Below are 16,285 nucleotides of genomic sequence, written 5' to 3'. Positions count from 1 at the left end.
GCGATGGAACTCCAGATCACCGATCTGACCAAGGAGTACCGCGGCGGCAAGCGCGCGGTGGACTCCTTCTCGTTGACCCTGCGCCCCGGCGTGCTCGGCCTGCTCGGCTCCAACGGCGCCGGCAAGTCCAGCCTGATGCGGATCCTGGCCACCGTCACCAAGCCGACCTCCGGCCAGGTGTTCTGGAACGGCACCGACATCGCCGAGAACCCCGGCCCGCTGCGCCGCACCATCGGCTACCTGCCGCAGGACTTCGGCGTCTACCCGCAGCTGACCGCCCGCGAGTTCCTCTCCTACCTGGCCTCGGCCAAGGGGCTGCAGGGCCGTTCCGCGAACGCCCGGATCACCGAGCTGCTCGACCTGGTCAACCTCTCCGGAGCCGCCAAGCAGCGGCTCGGCTCGATGTCCGGCGGCATGCGCCAGCGGGTCGGCATCGCCCAGGCGCTGCTCAACGACCCCCAGCTGCTGATCGTCGACGAGCCGACCGTCGGCCTCGACCCGGAGGAGCGGATGCGGTTCAGCAACCTGCTCACCGGCCTCGGCTCCGAGCGGATCGTGATCCTCTCCACCCACATCGTCTCCGACGTGGCGGCCACCGCCGACCGGATCGCCATCATGGGCAAGGGCCGGCTGATCCACCACGGCACCCCGGAGGAGCTCCTGCGGCTCGCCGAGGGCTCGGTCTGGGAGCTCACCGTGGCCTCCGACCAGATCCCGGCCCTGCGCTCGCGGTTCGTCCTCGGCGGCACCACCCGCACCCCGCAGGGCGTCCGCGCCCGGGTGATCTCCCCGCACGCGCCCGCCCAGCACGCCGAGCCGGTCCCGCCGGGGCTCGACGACGCCTACCTGCTGCTGACCTCCGCCCCGGCTCCCGCCGTCCCGCAGACGGTGGTGCGCTGATGGCGGGCACCGTCACCGCGCTCGCCCTCGCCGACTTCCGGGAGCGCCGACGCCGCCCCGCCTACCTGGTGGTCCTGCTCGGCACGCTCGCCCTGGGCCTGCTGGCCGCCCCGGTCGGCTCCTCGACCTGGCAGGTCTTCCAGATCAGCGGCTACCGGGGCCTGTACACCAGCGGCTACGTCGGCACCGTCACCGCGCTCGGCGGCGCCGTCTGGTTGGCGCTGGCCGGCTTCAACATCACCCGCGGCACCGTCCCCAAGGACGAGCGCAACGGCGTCGGCCAGATCCTCGCGGCCACGCCGATGACCCGGCCCTCGTACCTGTTCGGCAAGTTCTGCAGCAACCTGCTGGTGCTCGGCTCGATGCTGTTCGCCCTCGCGGTGACCGCGTTCGGCGTGCAGCTGGTCAAGGGCGAGTCGTACCACGTCGACGTCGTGCGCCTGCTGCTGCCCTTCGTCCTGATCACGCTCCCGCTGCTGGCCCTCGTCGCGGCCTGCGCGGTGCTCTTCGACACCCTGCCGGGCCTGCGCGGCGGCGTCGGCGCGCTGATCTGGTTCGTGGTCTGGCTGGTCGGCATCATGGCCTCCCAGGCCTCCGGCGCGTACGACCTGCTGAGCATGGAACGGATCAGCGAGTCGATGCGCCGGGCGATCTCGGCGGCCGGGCACCCGGCCGAGGCGGTGCGCTTCGGCGTCGGCCTCACCTCCGACGACAAGACCCCGGTCACCTTCGACTGGCAGGGCCTCGGTCTCGGCGACCTGGGCGGCGGACTGCTGGCCAACGCCGCGCTGCTGGTGGCCGGTTCGCTGGTGGCCGCGCTGCTGGCGGTGCTCTGGTTCCGCCGCTTCGACCCGTCCGCCGCCATCGGCGCGGTCGGCGCGCTGCTCCCGGGCGCCAAGGGCGCGGCCGACCGGACCGGTGCCGAGCACGCCGACCACGCCCACCACGCCCACCACGCCGAGGAGCCGGCCACCGGCGCGGGCACCTCCTTCGGCCTCGACCCGTCCCTGTTGACGCCGCCCCGGATGGGCTCGTCCTTCCTGCCCACCCTGGTCGGCGAGGTGCGCGTCCTGCTCCAGGGCATGCGCTGGTGGTGGCTGGGCACGCTGGCCCTGGCCGTGCTCGCCGCGTCCGTCCCGAGCGGGAACGTCCTCCACCCGGTGCTGCCGCTCACCGTGCTCTGGCCGGTGCTCATCTGGTCCCGGATGGGCAACCACGCCGGCGCCGGGAGCATCGACGACCTGCTCGCCGCCTGCCCGGCCGCGGGCCGCCGGCTGCTGGCAGGGCTGCTCGCCGGGATCGCCGTGGCGCTGGCCGTCACCGCGGTGCCGATCGTCCGGCTGATCGCCTCCGGCGACACCGGCGCGGCGGTCGCCGCCCTGGTCGGCGCCCTGGTGGTGCCCGCCCTGGCGATGCTCTGCGGGATCGTCAGCCGCGGTCCCCGGCTGTTCCAGGCGCTCTACCCGCTGCTCTGGTACGCGATGTTCAACCGCATCCCCGAGGTCGACTTCCTCGGTGTGGCGGAGGGCAAGGGCCCGGGCACGGCCGCGGTGGCCGCCGCCGCGGTGCTCCTGGCCGCGCTGGCCCTCGGCGTGGACTCCGTACGGCGCGCCAACCGCTGAACCACCGCCCTCCGGGGCAGGCCCGGCCGGGACCGGCGCCAGGCCCGAGCGGCGCCCGGCACCCCCGTCCGGGCGCCGCTCCGACCGTCCCCGTCCGGCCGACGGCACCGACCGCCCGACCTGCCCGCTCCCCCGCGGCCGCCCGGCCGCCCGCTCCCCGATCGACCCCGATCGACCCCGATCGACCGTCCGACTCCACCGACCCGAAAGGCCGGCCCGTGCGGCTCCCCAGCCTCCGAGACCTCCTCGCCCAACCGGCCCCGGACCAGGCGTCCCCGGCGACACCGGCGACGCCGGTGTCCACCCTGCCGCGCGCCGCCCGGGCCGCCCTGGCGGTCGGGTTCGGCGTGCTGTGGCTGCTGGACCTGGCCATGAGCCTGGACACCGCCGGACCGCTGCTGCCGCTCGCCGGGCTGGTCCCGGCCGCCCTGGTGCTGTTCGGCCCGCGCGGCCGGCCCGGGCTGCGCGCCGGGGCGGCCGCGCTCTGGTCGCTGGCCTGGTCCGCCGTGGGCTTCGTCCGCGGCGGCGGGCAGGACTCCCCCGGGCTGATGGAACTGCTCGCGCTCAGCCTCCTGCTGATCACCACCGCCCGGCACATCCGCGCCCGCGCCGCCGTCCTCGGCACCTGCACCGCCCTGGTGGCCGCCCTGCTGGGGCTGGCCGCACGGGTCTCCCGCAGCACCTCCGGGACGGTGCTGACCGTCGCGCTGCTGGCCGTCGTCGCCGGCGTCGCGATCGCCCTCGGCTGCTACCTGCGCGCGGCCGACACCCGCCGACTCCGGGCCGTGGAACAGGTCCGCCGCGACGAACTGATCGACCTCGCCAACGACCTCAACGACTTCGTCGCCCACCACGTCACCGGCATCATCGTGCTGGCCCAGGCCGGCCGGGCGATCTGGCAGACCGCGCCGCAGGAAGTCGTCCCGATCTTCGACGACATCGAGCAGGCCGGCAGCGAATCCCTGGAGTCGATGCGGCAGTTGGTCGCCATGCTGCGCGAGGGCACCGACCTGGCCGCCGCCTCGCCGCTCTCGGGGCAGGGCATCGCGCACATACCCGTCATGGTGGAGTCCTTCCGCCAGGGCGGCGCCTCGGTGGACCTGCAACTGGACGAGGCCGCGCTCACCGCCCGGCTCGCCCCCGAGATCGTCACCACCGCGCACCGGGTGATCACCGAGGGCCTGAGCAACGTGCGCCGGAACGCCCCGGACGCCACCGGGATCACCGTGCGGATAGGCCTCGGCCCGTCCACCCTGGAGGCCACCGTGCGCAACGGACCGCCACGCGGGGGAACGGTCCGCAAGGGTCTGCGTGTCCCCCACCTCGGACAGCAGGACCTCGGCCTCCTCGGGCTCCAGGAGCGCGTCCGGGCGGTCGGAGGAACGCTCACCGAGCGCCCGGACGATGCGGGAGGATGGGAACTGACGGCCCTGCTCCCCGTGAGGAACACGGACCCCAGCGCTCGGAGGATGCCGGCATGACCATCAAGGTGCTCATCGCGGACGACCAGGACATGGTCCGCACCGGCTTCCGGCTGATCCTCGACAGCCAGCCCGACATCGAGGTGCTCGGCGAGGCCGCCGACGGCGCCACCTGCGTCGAACTCGCCCGCCGGCTGAGGCCCGACGTCTGTCTGGTCGACATCAGCATGCCCCGGCTGAACGGCCTTCAGGTCACCCGGCTGCTGGCCGGCCCCGGGGTGAGCGACCCGCTGCGGGTGGTCGTGGTCACCACCTTCGACCTGGACGAGTACGTCTACGGCGCGCTGCGCGGCGGCGCCCAGGGCTTCCTGCTCAAGGACAGCGGATCGACCCTGCTGATCGAGGCGGTCCGCGCGGTCGCCGCCGGCGACGCGATGGTCTCCCCCGCCGTCACCGTGCGGCTGCTCAAGCGGCTCTCCGCCGCCGGGCCCGGGGCGGCCCAGGCCGCCGCGACGACGTTCTCCCCGACCGTCCTGACCGACCGGGAACTGGACGTGGCACGGCTGGTCGCCCGCGGCCGCACCAACCAGGAGATCGGCGAGGCCCTGGCCATCTCCCTCTCCACCGTCAAGTCCCATCTGGCCAGCGTCCAGACGAAGTTGAAGGTGCGCAACCGGGTCGAGATCGCCGCCTGGGCCTGGGAGGGCGGCACCATGCAGCGGAGTGAGGGATAGGGCCGACACCCAGGGGGAACACCCCCTGTTCGCCGCACCTCCACGGACCCCACCCTTCCTGTCACCGAGTGCGACCCCCCGGCCCGATACCGCGGATCTCCCGAACGGGGGATACCCCGGCGCGCCGGCGAACGGCGATGATAGCCCCCAGTCGAATGAGGGGGAACTTCGGCCGAACGTCCGCATGGCCAAGTTCTCTTCGGGGGAAGGGGAACACATTCGTGAGCCGCATCGTCTTTTCCATGGAGGATCTCGTCCGCGTCCGGGTCGCCGGACCACCGACAGCCGAGGCCGAGGCGGCGTTCGCCTTGGACAACTGGTCGAGGAACTCGGGCGGTTACTTCCGAAGATGGCATCAGGCCGTCACCAACAGCGTCCGGAGCCGAGAAGAGCTCCAGCGTCTGATACACCGCTTCGACCTTTCCGGACGGACGATCTGGGATCTGCTCCGCACTCCGCCGCCACAGGTGGACGATCCGTCCGACCCGTTACCGCGGCTTCCGACACGAACCACCGGTGAGGACCTCTCCTCCGGACCGGACGGCCTGGTCCAGGAGTTCGGCACGATCGCCGTCCTCCCGTACTGGCAGGCCATCCACGCCCGGCTGGTCCGCGACACCGACGCCTACCGGCAGATCATGAGCGCCTCCGGAGTGGAGACGCTGCTCCAGGCCCTGCACCCGCGCGTCCACTGGCGGGCACCGGTCCTGGAGGTTGAGGACGACCGGGACGAGACCATCGAGCTCAACGGCCGCGGCCTGCTCATCACGCCGTCGCTGTTCCTGACCGCGCCCGCCCTGGTCCCGCCGCACGCCACCGTGGTCAAGGCCGAACCGGCCCCGGCCCTGGTCTTCCCGATCCGCCCGGACTCCCGCGGGGACGCCGTGCTCGGCGCCCGCGAGGCCGAGCGGCCGCTCGACTCCGCCCAGGGCGAGGCCCTCGCCAGCCTCGTCGGCAAGACCCGGGCCGCCCTGCTGGAGGCCCTGCTCAACGGCAGCACCAACGGCGAACTCGCCGACCGCGTCGGCGTGTCCAACGCCGCCGTCAGCCAGCACACCTCGGTCCTGCGGGCGGCCGGCCTGATCGCCACCCGTCGCACCCGCAACCTCGTCCTGCACACCGTGACGCCCCTGGGCCGTTCCCTGCTGAACGGCGGCACCCGTCTCCTGGCCCACCCCCCGGGCACGGCGCCGCACCGGAGCGCGCCCCACGGCCGGTCCGTCCTGGCCGGCCGGTAGCCCTCGGCCCACCGCCGGGGCCGCGGCCCCACCGCGGCCCCGGCCCCGCCCTCGCCAGACGTTTTCGGGCCTCTCTTAATCGCCTGTCCCCGGCGGCGGCCACGCGGCGAAGATGACAGCGTTCCCGATCCCCGCCACCACCGCACAGACGAGGTGAAGCCGCCGTGACGAGATCGCGTACGGACCTTGAAGTGTCCTTCCTCGAAGAGAGCGGGACGGTGCAGCCCGTCGCCACCGTTCCCGACCGGGCGGAGCGCGCCGAGTGGCTGCTCGCCCACCGCCCCGAACTACGCCGACTGACCCTGCGCCACGGCTCGCTGAGGCTCGTCGGCGCCGCGGTCGCCACCACCGACGAGCTGGCCGGGGTGGCCGCCGTCCTCGGCGGCGGCGCCCTGGAGTACACCGAGCGCTCCACCCCGCGCTCGCGGGTCGCCGGCAGCGTCTACACCTCCACCGAGTACCCGGCCGACCAGCGCATCCCCCAGCACAACGAGAGCTCCTACTCCTCGCGCTGGCCGGACCACCTCTTCTTCCTCGCCACCCGCACCCCGCACACCGGCGGCCAGACCCCGGTCGCGGACAGCCGCGCCGTCCTCGCCCGACTCCCGGCCGAGCTGGTCGAGAAGTTCTCCGCCCTCGGCGTCCGCTACACCCGCTCCTACCACGACGGCATCGGCCTCTCCTGGCAGGAGGCCTTCCAGACCGAGGACCGCGGGCACATCGAGTCCTACTGCCGCGACAACGGCATCGCCTGGGAGTGGGAGGGCGACCTGCTGCGCACCAGCCAGGTCCGCCCGGCGCTCACCCGGCACCCGGTGACCGGCGAGACCGTCTGGTTCAACCAGGCCCACCTCTTCCACATCGGCTCGCTGCCCGCGCGGACCACCGAGGCCCTCCTCGCCGTCTTCCCCGAGCAGAACCTGCCGCGCAACGCCTACTTCGGCGACGGCAGCCCCATCGACGCCGACACCCTGGCCGAGATCCACGCCGCCTTCGACCGCACCACCCTCGCCCCCGACTGGACACAGGGCGACGTCATGGTCGTCGACAACATCCTCGCCAGCCACGGCCGAGCCCCCTACCAGGGCGACCGCACCGTCCTGGTCACCATGACCTCCGCCACCTGGCCCGACTGGCCCGCCCCCTCCCCCGCCTGACCCCCACCCCACCCCACGCACGCAAAAGCCCCAGGTCACGGCGAGTGAGTCCTGGGGCTTCTACAGAGCCGCCTGCGGGATTCGAACCCGCGACCTACGCATTACGAGTGCGTTGCTCTGGCCAGCTGAGCTAAGGCGGCGCCGTTGTCACGCGTGGTGGCAACGCGGGCCAGTCTACACAGGTTTCGCGGGTGATCCACACCCGGTTGGCGGGGGGTGGGGGTCAGGCGGAGGAGACGGCGAGTTTGGCGGCGAAGCCGGCGAAGAGGACGGCGACGCCGCTGGTGAGGGTGGCGGAGAGGCGACGGCGGCGGCGGAAGGCGGTGGCGAGGGTGGTGCCGGCGAAGATCAGCAGGGAGAGGTAGAGCACGCTGAAGGTCTGCAGGATGCCGCCGAGCAGGCCGAAGGAGAGGGCCGGCTGGCCGTAGGCCGGGTCGACGAACTGGGTGAAGAAGGAGAGCAGGAAGAGGATCGCCTTCGGGTTCAGCAGGCTGATCACCAGGGCGCGGCGGAACGGACGCTCGACGGGTTCGGCGGCCGGTTCGGCGGTGGCGGCGGGGTTGTCGGAGTTGTCGGCGGTCCGGCGTTCGCGCCAGAGCTGGCGGGCGGCGCGGAGCATGCCGTAGCCGATCCAGAGCAGGTAGGCGGCGCCACCGAGCTTGACCACGGCGAAGACGGCCGGGTTGGCCTTGAGGAGGGAGGCGGCGCCCAGCGAGGTGAGGCTGATCAGGGTGAGGTCGCCGACGAAGACGCCGGCGGCGGCCTGGTAGCCGGTCCGGATGCCCTTGCGGGCGGCGACGGACAGCACGTACAGGGAGTTGGGGCCGGGCAGTAGGACGATGACGAGGGCGCCGAGGACGTACGTCGCCAGGTCGTTGACTCCGAGCACGGTGCGCTCCGGGGAGGGGAGAGGATGGGGTCGGGGAGCGCTCATCGTAACGTCGCACCGGCGGTCGGTTGAAGCGGAAACCATCCCGCCTACCGGGTGCAGCGCGCGCCCGGCTCCGGTGCCTCGCCCGCCAGCAGGTAGCGGTTGACCACGCCGTCCACGCAGGCGTCGTGGTGCCCGTACGCGGTGTGGCCGTCCCCGTCGTAGGTGAGCAGGCGTCCGGACTCCAGCTGCCCGGCCAGCGCCTGGGCCCACGCGTACGGGGTGGCCGGGTCGCGGGTGGTACCGACGACGACGATGGGGGCGGCGCCGGCGGCCCGGATGGTGTGCGCCGTGCCGGTGGCCCGGACCGGCCAGTAGGTGCAGGCCAGCGCCATCCACGCCATGTCGCGGCCGAAGTGCGGCGAGGCCTGTTCGAAGTCCGGCACGGCGCGCTGGACGTCCTCCGGCCCGGCGAACGGGGCGGGCAGGTCGAGGCAGTTCACCGCCGTGTTGGCGAACATCAGGTTGGGGTACGAGCCGTCCGCCTCGCGCCCGTAGTAGGAGTCGGAGAGCCTCAGCAGGCTGGTGCCGTCGCCGGCCTTGGCATCGGTGAGCGCGGTGCGCAGCTTGGGCCAGAGGAAGTCGGCGTACATGGCCTGGATGACGCCGGTGGTCGCCTGGGCCCCGGTGAGTCGCCGGCCGTGGTCGGTGCTGGGCAGCGGGTCGGCCTGGACGGTGGCGAGCAGGGCGGTGAGCTGCTCGCCGATCTGCTGTTCGGTGCGGCCGAGCGGGCAGTCCTCGTGCTTGGCGCAGTCCTTGGCGAAGGCGGCCCAGGCGGTCTCGAAGCCGCCGGCCTGGGTGCGGTTGCCGGTGACCGAGTCGAGCGACGGATCCACCGCGCCGTCCAGCACCAGCCGCCCGACCCGGCCGGGGAAGAGCCCGGCGTAGGTGGCGCCGAGGAAGGTGCCGTAGGACTTGCCGACGTAGTTCAGCCGCTCGTCGCCGAGCAGGGCGCGCAGCACGTCCATGTCACGGGCGGCCTCGACGGTGCCGAGGTGGCCGAGCGCCGCCCCGGCGCGCTGGCGGCAGCCCTCGGCGAACTCCTTGTCGGCGGCGATCAACGCGTCGATTCCGTGCTGGTCGCCGGGGGTGAGGTCGACGGCGGTGTAGGCGTCCATCCGGTCGCCGCTCAGGCAGGTGACCGGGTTGCTGCGGCCGACCCCGCGTGGGTCGAGGCCGACCAGGTCGTACCGGGCGCGCACGCCGCTGTCGTACGTCCGCGCGGTGGCCTCCAGGTACTCGACCGCCGAGCCGCCGGGCCCGCCGGGGTTGAGCAGCAGCGAGCCGAGCCGGCCGACCCCGGCCCCCTCCTCGGAGCCCGAACCCGAACCCGGGCCCGCCGGGACGGCGGTGGCGCGGGCCGCCACCAGGGTGAGGTCGCCGTCGCCGGGGCGGTCGTAGTCCAGCGGCACCCGGAAGGCGGTGCACTCGAACCCGCCGTCGCACGGCTGCCAGTCGAGCCGCTGCGCGTAGTACGGGGCCAGCCCGGCCGGGACGGCGGCGGGCAGCGGCTCCAGCGGCGTGACCCCGGGCGCGGCCGGGGTGGACGAATCCGTTGAGCCCTCTGAGCCCGCTGAACCCGAACCCGAGGAACCCGACGAGCTCGTCGCACCAGACGAACCCGACGAACCCGCACCGCACCCGCCCGCCAGCAGCCCGACGGCGAGCGCCGCCGCCAGCACCCGCCCGGTGGCCCTCATCCGACCCCTCGTGATCATCCGAGCCCTCTCGATCGTCACCCGGGGTCGTCGCCCGGCGACCCGAATCGCATTGCACCACAGCACGCCGCCCGGCACCCGCCAAGGGCACCGGGCGACGACGCCCCCTCCGGGGCGGCGGCTCAGGACGCCTTGGCCAGCGCGTCGGCCAGGTACTGCGCCGCCTGCCGGACGAGCCGCATCCGCTCCCGCTCGGGGGTGTAGTCCTGCACGTTGTCGGAGATCTTCACCTCGGCCTTGGCCGCCGGCCCGGCCCCGGCCTGGAGCGCGGCCTGGAGCTTGCGGGCCGCGTCCAGCCCGGCCGTGTCGCCCTTCGCGGCGGCCAGCAGGAGCTTCGCCGCGCTGCCGGCCGGGGCCTCGGCGCCGGCCTGGGTGAGCGCGGCGGCGTCGTAGCGGCCGGACACCGCGGCGGCGGCGCCGTACAGGTCGGGGCGGGACAGCCCGGCGGCGGCCGCGCACGGCGCGCCGCCCTCGACGCCGAGGGTGCCCCAGGAGGCCGGGCCGGGCGCCAGGATGCGGAACGAGGCGGCGATGGCGGCGCGCAGCGTCTCGTCGTCGGCGACGGCGGCCGGCGCGGCGGCGACCAGGTCGCAGGGGTGCGCGGTGCCGTTCGGCGCCTCGGGGGCGACCAGGATGAAGGGGCGGGCGCGGCCGGTCTGCAGGGCCGCGGTGAGGCCCTCGAAGACGTCCGGGACCTCGGCGTCGGCGGTCTTGCGCGGGGTGGCCGCCTGCATCACGACGACCGGGAAGCGCGCGTTCGGCTCCTTGGCGTACTGCGGCGGCAGCCAGACCCGGACGGTGCGCGGCTGCCCGTCCGGGCCGGGCACGGCGGACTGCAGCAGCTCGCCGCCGCCCGGCTGGCCGACACCGTCGAAGTGGCTCACGGCGGCCGCCGGGGCGGCGGAGGCCCCGGCCGGCTCCGCCACGACGGGCGGCACCGGCTGCTGCCGGCCCGCCGGTCCCCCGCCCTGGCCCGTACCCGCCGCGTCGACCACCGGCTCGGCCCGGTCCGATTCCTGGCCCCGGGGGGTCAGGCCGCCGAACGCCCCGAGCGCCGTGAGCAGTGTCAACGCGGTGACGCAGACCCCGCAGATCATCGCTCCGGCCGCCCGCACCAGCATCGGCCAGCGTTCACCGGCCAGTTCGTAGGTCGCGGCGGCGCGCAGGTCGCGCCAGCGCTGGAGCGCGCCGCGGGCCAGCCAGATCCCGCCCAGCGCGGCCATCAGCAGAGGGATGACGAGGAGCGAACGAACCATGGGACGCACCGCCTCGGGAGGAGGGCCGGCGCCGGACGGGACCCGGTGCCGTACGGGGGGCGACGGCCCCGGCACCGGGGCACAGTCGGCCCCCAGCGTGCACAACGGGCGGACGGTCACACGCGGGTGTGCCCGGCGCGTATCGATCATTCACTCGAAGGTGGGACAACGGGACGGCTCCGGGAGGCCTACGCCGGGCCTCCACCGGGCCTCCGCCGCGCGTTCGGGCAGCGCGGCAGCCCGGCCGACAGCGCGGTTCAGCTCAGGCAGCCCGGCAGCGCGGCAGCGCGGTTCGACTCAGCCCGCGCGCAGCGCCACCGTCATCGCCTCGACGGCGAGCAGCGGGTCCACGTTGCGGTCCAGCGCCTTCCGGCAGGCGAGCACCGCCTCGATCCGGCGCAGCGTGCCCTCCGGCGGGCCGTCCTGCGCGACCCGGTTCAGGGCCTGCCGCTGGTCCTCGTTGGCGAGGGTGCCGCTGGAGCCGAGCTGCAGCGCGAGCACGTCCCGGTAGAAGCCGAGCAGGTCGAGCAGCGCGACGCCGAGGGTCTCCCGGCGCGTGCGGGTGGCCCGGCTCTTCTGCCGCTTCTCCAGTTCCTTGACCGCCCCGGCCATGCCGCGCGGCGCCTTGCTGCCCTCGGCGGCGCCGTAGGCGGCCTTCAGGTCGTCGGTCTCCTTGGCGTCCTGGGTCTCGGCGAGCGCCTCGGCGTCGGCCTTGGCGGTGTCGACGAGGCGCTGGGCGGCGGCCAGGCAGCCGCCGATGTCGCCGACCTCCAGCGGGATCCGCAGCACCTCGGCGCGGCGGGTGCGGGCCTGGTCGTCGACGGCGAGGCGGCGCGCGCGGTCGACGTCGCCCTGCCCGGCGAGTGCGGCCAGCCGGGCCGTCTCCGGGTCGACGCCGTCGCGGCGGACCAGCATGTCGGCGACGGCCTCGGCGGCGGGCGTGCGCAGGACGAGCAGGCGGCAGCGCGAACGGATGGTCGGCAGCACGTCCTGGACGGAGGGGGCGCAGAGCAGCCAGACGGTGCGCGGGGAGGGCTCCTCCACGCCCTTGAGCAGCGCGTTCGCGGCGGCCTCGGTGAGCCGGTGGGCGGCATCGACCAGGATCACCGACCAGCGGCCGCCGGTCGGGTAGCTGGAGGCGCGCAGCACGAGCTCGCGCATGTCGCCGACGCCGATGGACAGGCCGTCGGTCCGGACGTACTTGACGTCGGCGTGGCTGCCGGCCAGCACGGTGTGGCAGCCGTCGCAGAACCCGCAGCCGGGCGTACCGCCGAGCGCGAGGTCCGGGCTGGTGCACTGGAGGGCCGCGGCGAACGCGCGCGCGGCGGTGACCTGCCCGGCCCCGGGCGGGCCGGTGAACAGCCAGGCGTGCGTCATCAGGGAGGCGTTCCCGCCCGGCTGCGGGCCGGCTCCGCGGCCGGCCGCGATCGTCGCCCCGGCCGACCGGGCGGCGGCGGTCAGCTGCTCGACCACCCGCTCCTGGCCCACCAGGTCGTCCCAGACGGCCACTGCTGCTCCCAAGCTCAGTACGGCAGCGCTCCCGGCGCCTCTTCCCCGCCGTCGAGCATACGTGTCCGCTCCGACAGCCACGGCGCCCTCCGGGGCGCCCGCCGCCGAAGGGGGCGCCCCCGCCGCCGAAGGCGACGGGCGGCGCCGCCGGGGCTCTCCACCCCGACGACGCCGCCCGTCGTCCGTACCGCTGTCCTGGCCCGCTGTCCTGCCGTCGTCCGTACCGCCGCAGCCCGGGGTCAGCCCCGACGGCCCCAGCGACGGCCCTTGCCCTTGCCGCCGCCCTCGCCGCCCTGGTCGCCCCCGGGGGCGGGCCGGTCCTGGCCGGCACGCGGGTCCTGCGGGGCCGGGCCGCCGTGGTTCCAGCGCGCCCACTCGTCACGCGAGCCGAGCAGGGTGTCGGTGAGGCTCGGCAGGTCGTCCATCGGCGTCTCCTCGGCCCACTCCGGCCGGGGTCGCTCGGCGGTGGCCTGCGACTCGTCGGCGGGCTGCGACTCGTCGCCGACCACCGGCAGCTCGCGGGTGCTGTCCACCGGCTCCTCGCGCCACAGCCCCGGCGGCACCCGGTCCTCGGTACGGCCTGCCCCCGCACGGCCTGCCCCCGCACGGCCCGGCTCCACCCGGCCCGGTGCCGGACGCTCCGGGGCAGGACGCCCCGACACAGGACGCTCCGGCGCCGGACGCCCCGGCTCGATCCGCGGCAGCACAGCGGTCCGGTCCGCCTCCTCCGTGATCTTCGGCAGCACGGCCGTCTCGTCCACGGCGGTCGGCGGCACGACCGGCAGCTGGGCGGTCTCGTCGGCGGCCTCCGCCGCCCGGACGGCCGCCCGGCTGTCCCGCAGCGACAGCTCCCGCGTCGCCTCGTCGGACCCACCGGGCCCGGGAGTGCCCACGGGCCCAGCCCCCGGGACGTCCCGGACGGCCCGCAGCTCGGTGGTCACGGCATCCCCGGGAACCGAACCAGCGGCCGGACCGGCAGCCGAGCCCGAGGCCGACCCGGCCGAACCCGCCAGGCCGGCCGCACCCGCCGCCGCCCGATCCGCCGCAGCCTGCGCAGCCGCAGCCGCGGCCGCGAGCGCGGCGGCCTGCGCCAGCCGGGCCTCCTCGGCCCGCTGCAGCGCCTCCTCCGCCCGGCGGCGCTGCTCCTCGCGCTGGAGTTCGCGCTGCCGCTGGAGCTCAGCCTGGGCGGCCGCCTCGTCGGCGAGACGCTTGCGCTCGGCGGCCTCCGCCGCCAGCCGGGCGTCCTCCTCGGCCTTCCGCTCGGCCTCCTCCTCGGCGCGGCGGCGGGCTTCCTCCTCCGCCCGGCGGCGGGCCTCCTCCTCGGCCTTGCGCCGGGCCTCGGCGGCGGCCCGCTCGGCCTCCTCCTTGGCCAGCCGCTCCTGCTCGGCCTGTTCGGCCCGCAGCTGCGCCAGCACTTCCTGCCGCTTGCGCTCGGCGGCCTCGGCCTCGGCCTTCTTGCGGGCCTCCTCGGCGGCGCGGCGCTCGGCCTCTTCGCGGGCGAGCCGCTCCTGCTCGGCGCGGGCGGCCTTCTCCTGCTCGGAGAGCGGCAGCTCGCGGTCGAGCCGGTGCCGGATCGCGGTGGTGACGAAGCCGGGGGCCTGGCTGCCGTCGACGACCAGGTAGCGCGCCGGGTCGGCGGCCGCGAGGGCGAGGAAGCCGGCCCGGACCCGCTGGTGGAACTCGGTGGGCTCGGACTCCAGCCGGTCGAGCGCCTCGGTGAAGCGCTCCCGGGCCCTGGTCGGGTCGACGTCCAGGACGACGGTCAGGTCGGGCAGCAGCCCGCCGGTCGCCCAGCGGGAGATCCTGGCGACCTCGGTGGCGGCCAGGTCGCGCCCGGCGCCCTGGTAGGCGATGGAGGAGTCCATGTACCGGTCGGTGATCACCACGGCGCCGCGGGCGAGGGCCGGCCGGATGACGTTCTCGACGTGCTCGGCCCGGTCGGCGGCGTAGATCAGCGCCTCGGCGCGGTGCGACAGGCCGGTGTTGCCGACGTCCAGGACGAGGCCGCGCAGCCGCTGGCCGACCGGGCTGCCGCCGGGCTCGCGGGTGAGCACGACCTCGTGCCCCTTGCCGCGGATCCACTCGGCGAGCGCCTGGGCCTGGGTGGACTTGCCGGCGCCGTCGCCGCCCTCCAGGGCGATGAAGAAGCCGGTGCCGGCGCCCTGGCGCGGGGCCGGGCCGACGGCGCCGCGCACCGCGTCGACCAGGTCCCGGCCGAAGGGCGCGGTGCCGCGCCGGTCGTCGGTCCGCAGCAGGACGACGGCGGCGAGGACGAGCGTGAGCAGCCCCGAGGTGGCGACGGCGAGGGCCGCGCCGCCGTGGATGAAGGTGAACGAGCCGGGCTCGACCGTGCCGTACTCGACGTCCCCGTACGCCGCGGCGATCAGCGGGACGACGACCAGCGCGGCGCCGACCACGACCCGCAGCACCGCGTACAGGTGCTCGGTGACCTTCGGCAGCCGGGCCTCCTCGACCTCCTGGCCGAGCAGGGTGCGCCCGGCGGAGACGACGATCCCGGCGGTGAGGCCGGCCAGCACGGTGAGGGCCAGGACGAGGACGAAGTCCAGCACCAGCCCGGCCAGGATCAGCGCCACGCCCTCGGTGAGCAGCGCCAGCGCGAGCAGGCGGCGGCGCGAGAGCGCGGGCAGCGTGGCCCGGGTGAGCCGGGAGCCGAGGGCGGGCGCCGCGGTGGCGGCGAGCACCAGCAGGCCGTAGCCGATCGGCCCGGCCCGGTGCTCGGCGGCGGTGAGCAGCGCGAGCGCGGCGACGCCGGCCATCGAGGCGTACCCGGCGGCGACGGCGAAGGTGAAGTACGGGGCGCTGCCGGTGCGGCCCTTGCTCAGCGCGGGGCCGGGGGTGGCGTCGGTGGGGGCACGCAGGCCCTGCAGCGGCGAGTGCGGGGCGACGGCCACCGGGCCGACGGGCAGCTGCTGGAGGTAGTCGCGGGCGGCCGAGGCGGCGAACAGTCCGGCCGCGCCGAGCGCGGCGAAGGTCAGCTGGTGGGCCCGGAGCCAGTCCGAGCCGAGCGCCGCGCCGATGTTGTTCAGCAGGGTGAGGGCGACCAGGCCGGCGGCCGCGAGCGGCAGGGTGGCCCAGCCGGTGAAGCGGTCGATGCTCCGGACGGTGTCCAGGTGGGCGGCGGCGGGCCGCTGCTCGGCGGCGGGGGCGTACGGATCGGCGGGCGGCAGCAGGCCCGGGACGGCGGCGTCCTTGGCGATCGCCCGGACCCGCTCGGCGGCACCGGTGACGAACACGGTGGCGAGCAGGACGTAGGCGGCGCCGCCCGAGGGCTTCGGGCCGGAGCCCAGCCAGACGGTCCACCAGGGGGCGAGGCCGATCAGCAGGGCGCACAGCGCGTCGGCGCCGAACAGCGTCCAGCGCCGGTCCAGCCGGCCGGCGACCAGCCGGTGCACCGGCCCGAGCAGCGCGACGCCGACCAGCCCGGTGGCCGCCAGCCGGACGGCGAGGACCGCCGTGACGGCGAAGGCGAGGCTGCGCGGCAGGTCGCCGAACCGGCCGCCGAGGGCGACGGCGATCACGGTGAGCGCGAGCAGCACCAGCAGGCCGAGCCGGTCGGCGGTGCCGCCGATCAGCTGGGTGGTCCACAGGCGCCGGTAGGGACGCGTCCGCAGCAGCGCGCGAGCCCGATCGACCGGGGTCCCGGCTGGCGCGACCTCGGGCAGCCCGGACGTGGCGTCGCGGGCGGCCGGGGCGGCGCTGGGGGTGGGCTGCTCCTCGCTCGTCATACGGTCAGCGTAGCGGGCTGGGGTTGACCGGAATGAGATGAACGGGGTTCCGG

The 16,285-nt window shown here is 75.4% G+C and carries 11 protein-coding genes and 1 tRNA gene; 6 read left to right on the top strand and 6 right to left on the bottom strand.

What is annotated here, in order from left to right:
* Positions 1 to 3: 3 nt before the first annotated feature.
* The 6 genes from OG556_RS19115 to OG556_RS19090 all read left to right on the top strand — a co-directional run bounded on the left by OG556_RS19115 (position 4) and on the right by OG556_RS19090 (position 7,072).
* Positions 4 to 900 (top strand): ABC transporter ATP-binding protein, encoded by an 897-nt coding sequence (locus OG556_RS19115; protein ID WP_371518120.1) that lies wholly within the window; start codon positions 4 to 6, stop codon positions 898 to 900.
* Positions 900 to 2,522, top strand: coding sequence for an ABC transporter permease (locus OG556_RS19110; RefSeq protein WP_371518118.1), 1,623 nt, complete (start codon positions 900 to 902; stop codon positions 2,520 to 2,522). Before OG556_RS19115 ends, OG556_RS19110 begins: the two co-directional genes overlap by 1 nt.
* 218 nt (positions 2,523 to 2,740) lie before the next feature.
* A complete protein-coding gene (locus tag OG556_RS19105; RefSeq protein WP_371518117.1) occupies positions 2,741 to 4,003 on the top strand; it encodes a sensor histidine kinase in 1,263 nt (420 codons plus the stop codon).
* On the top strand, positions 4,000 to 4,677 hold the full coding sequence (locus OG556_RS19100; protein ID WP_371518116.1) for a response regulator: 678 nt from the start codon (positions 4,000 to 4,002) through the stop codon (positions 4,675 to 4,677). The genes OG556_RS19105 and OG556_RS19100 overlap by 4 nt, the downstream gene beginning before the upstream one ends.
* A 467-nt stretch (positions 4,678 to 5,144) precedes the next feature.
* On the top strand, positions 5,145 to 5,915 hold the full coding sequence (locus OG556_RS19095; RefSeq protein ID WP_371518115.1) for an ArsR/SmtB family transcription factor: 771 nt from the start codon (positions 5,145 to 5,147) through the stop codon (positions 5,913 to 5,915).
* Positions 5,916 to 6,106: 191 nt separating this feature from the next.
* Entirely contained in the window at positions 6,107 to 7,072 is a 966-nt protein-coding gene (locus OG556_RS19090) for a TauD/TfdA family dioxygenase (RefSeq protein ID WP_371518114.1), read from the top strand.
* 66 nt (positions 7,073 to 7,138) lie between these two features.
* Here OG556_RS19090 and OG556_RS19085 read toward each other — a convergent pair.
* The 6 genes from OG556_RS19085 to tmk form a co-directional block, all read right to left on the bottom strand.
* A tRNA-Thr gene (locus tag OG556_RS19085) sits at positions 7,139 to 7,212 on the bottom strand.
* An 83-nt stretch (positions 7,213 to 7,295) separates the two neighbouring features.
* Positions 7,296 to 7,961 carry a leucine efflux protein LeuE gene (gene leuE / locus OG556_RS19080; RefSeq protein WP_371518113.1) on the bottom strand — a complete coding sequence of 222 codons (666 nt, stop codon included), beginning with the start codon at positions 7,959 to 7,961 and terminating at the stop codon, positions 7,296 to 7,298.
* A gap of 89 nt (positions 7,962 to 8,050) precedes the next feature.
* Positions 8,051 to 9,703 (bottom strand): alpha/beta hydrolase, encoded by a 1,653-nt coding sequence (locus OG556_RS19075; RefSeq protein WP_371518111.1) that lies wholly within the window; start codon positions 9,701 to 9,703, stop codon positions 8,051 to 8,053.
* 140 nt (positions 9,704 to 9,843) lie between these two features.
* Complete coding sequence (locus OG556_RS19070) at positions 9,844 to 10,977, bottom strand: hypothetical protein (protein ID WP_371518109.1); 1,134 nt, start codon at positions 10,975 to 10,977, stop codon at positions 9,844 to 9,846.
* A 297-nt stretch (positions 10,978 to 11,274) separates the two neighbouring features.
* A complete protein-coding gene (locus OG556_RS19065) occupies positions 11,275 to 12,486 on the bottom strand; it encodes a DNA polymerase III subunit delta' (protein WP_371522754.1) in 1,212 nt (403 codons plus the stop codon).
* A gap of 239 nt (positions 12,487 to 12,725) precedes the next feature.
* A complete protein-coding gene (gene tmk, locus OG556_RS19060; RefSeq protein ID WP_371518108.1) occupies positions 12,726 to 16,232 on the bottom strand; it encodes a dTMP kinase in 3,507 nt (1,168 codons plus the stop codon).
* Positions 16,233 to 16,285: the final 53 nt, after the last annotated feature.

Origin of the sequence: Kitasatospora sp. NBC_01300 (assembly GCF_041435235.1) — a bacterium.
Lineage (GTDB): Bacteria > Actinomycetota > Actinomycetes > Streptomycetales > Streptomycetaceae > Kitasatospora.
The sequence above is the reverse complement of the archived record's forward strand: the minus strand, read 5'-3'. Positions and strand labels throughout refer to the sequence as shown.

What these genes read in the sequence shown, in the direction of transcription:
- OG556_RS19070 (WP_371518109.1), bottom strand. Translation starts at nt 10,977, where the DNA reads ATGGTTCGTTCGCTCCTCGTCATCCCTCTGCTGATGGCCGCGCTGGGC.
- tmk (WP_371518108.1), bottom strand. Translation starts at nt 16,232, where the DNA reads ATGACGAGCGAGGAGCAGCCCACCCCCAGCGCCGCCCCGGCCGCCCGC.
- OG556_RS19110 (WP_371518118.1), top strand. Translation starts at nt 900, where the DNA reads ATGGCGGGCACCGTCACCGCGCTCGCCCTCGCCGACTTCCGGGAGCGC.
- OG556_RS19100 (WP_371518116.1), top strand. Translation starts at nt 4,000, where the DNA reads ATGACCATCAAGGTGCTCATCGCGGACGACCAGGACATGGTCCGCACC.
- OG556_RS19075 (WP_371518111.1), bottom strand. Translation starts at nt 9,703, where the DNA reads ATGAGGGCCACCGGGCGGGTGCTGGCGGCGGCGCTCGCCGTCGGGCTG.
- OG556_RS19115 (WP_371518120.1), top strand. Translation starts at nt 4, where the DNA reads ATGGAACTCCAGATCACCGATCTGACCAAGGAGTACCGCGGCGGCAAG.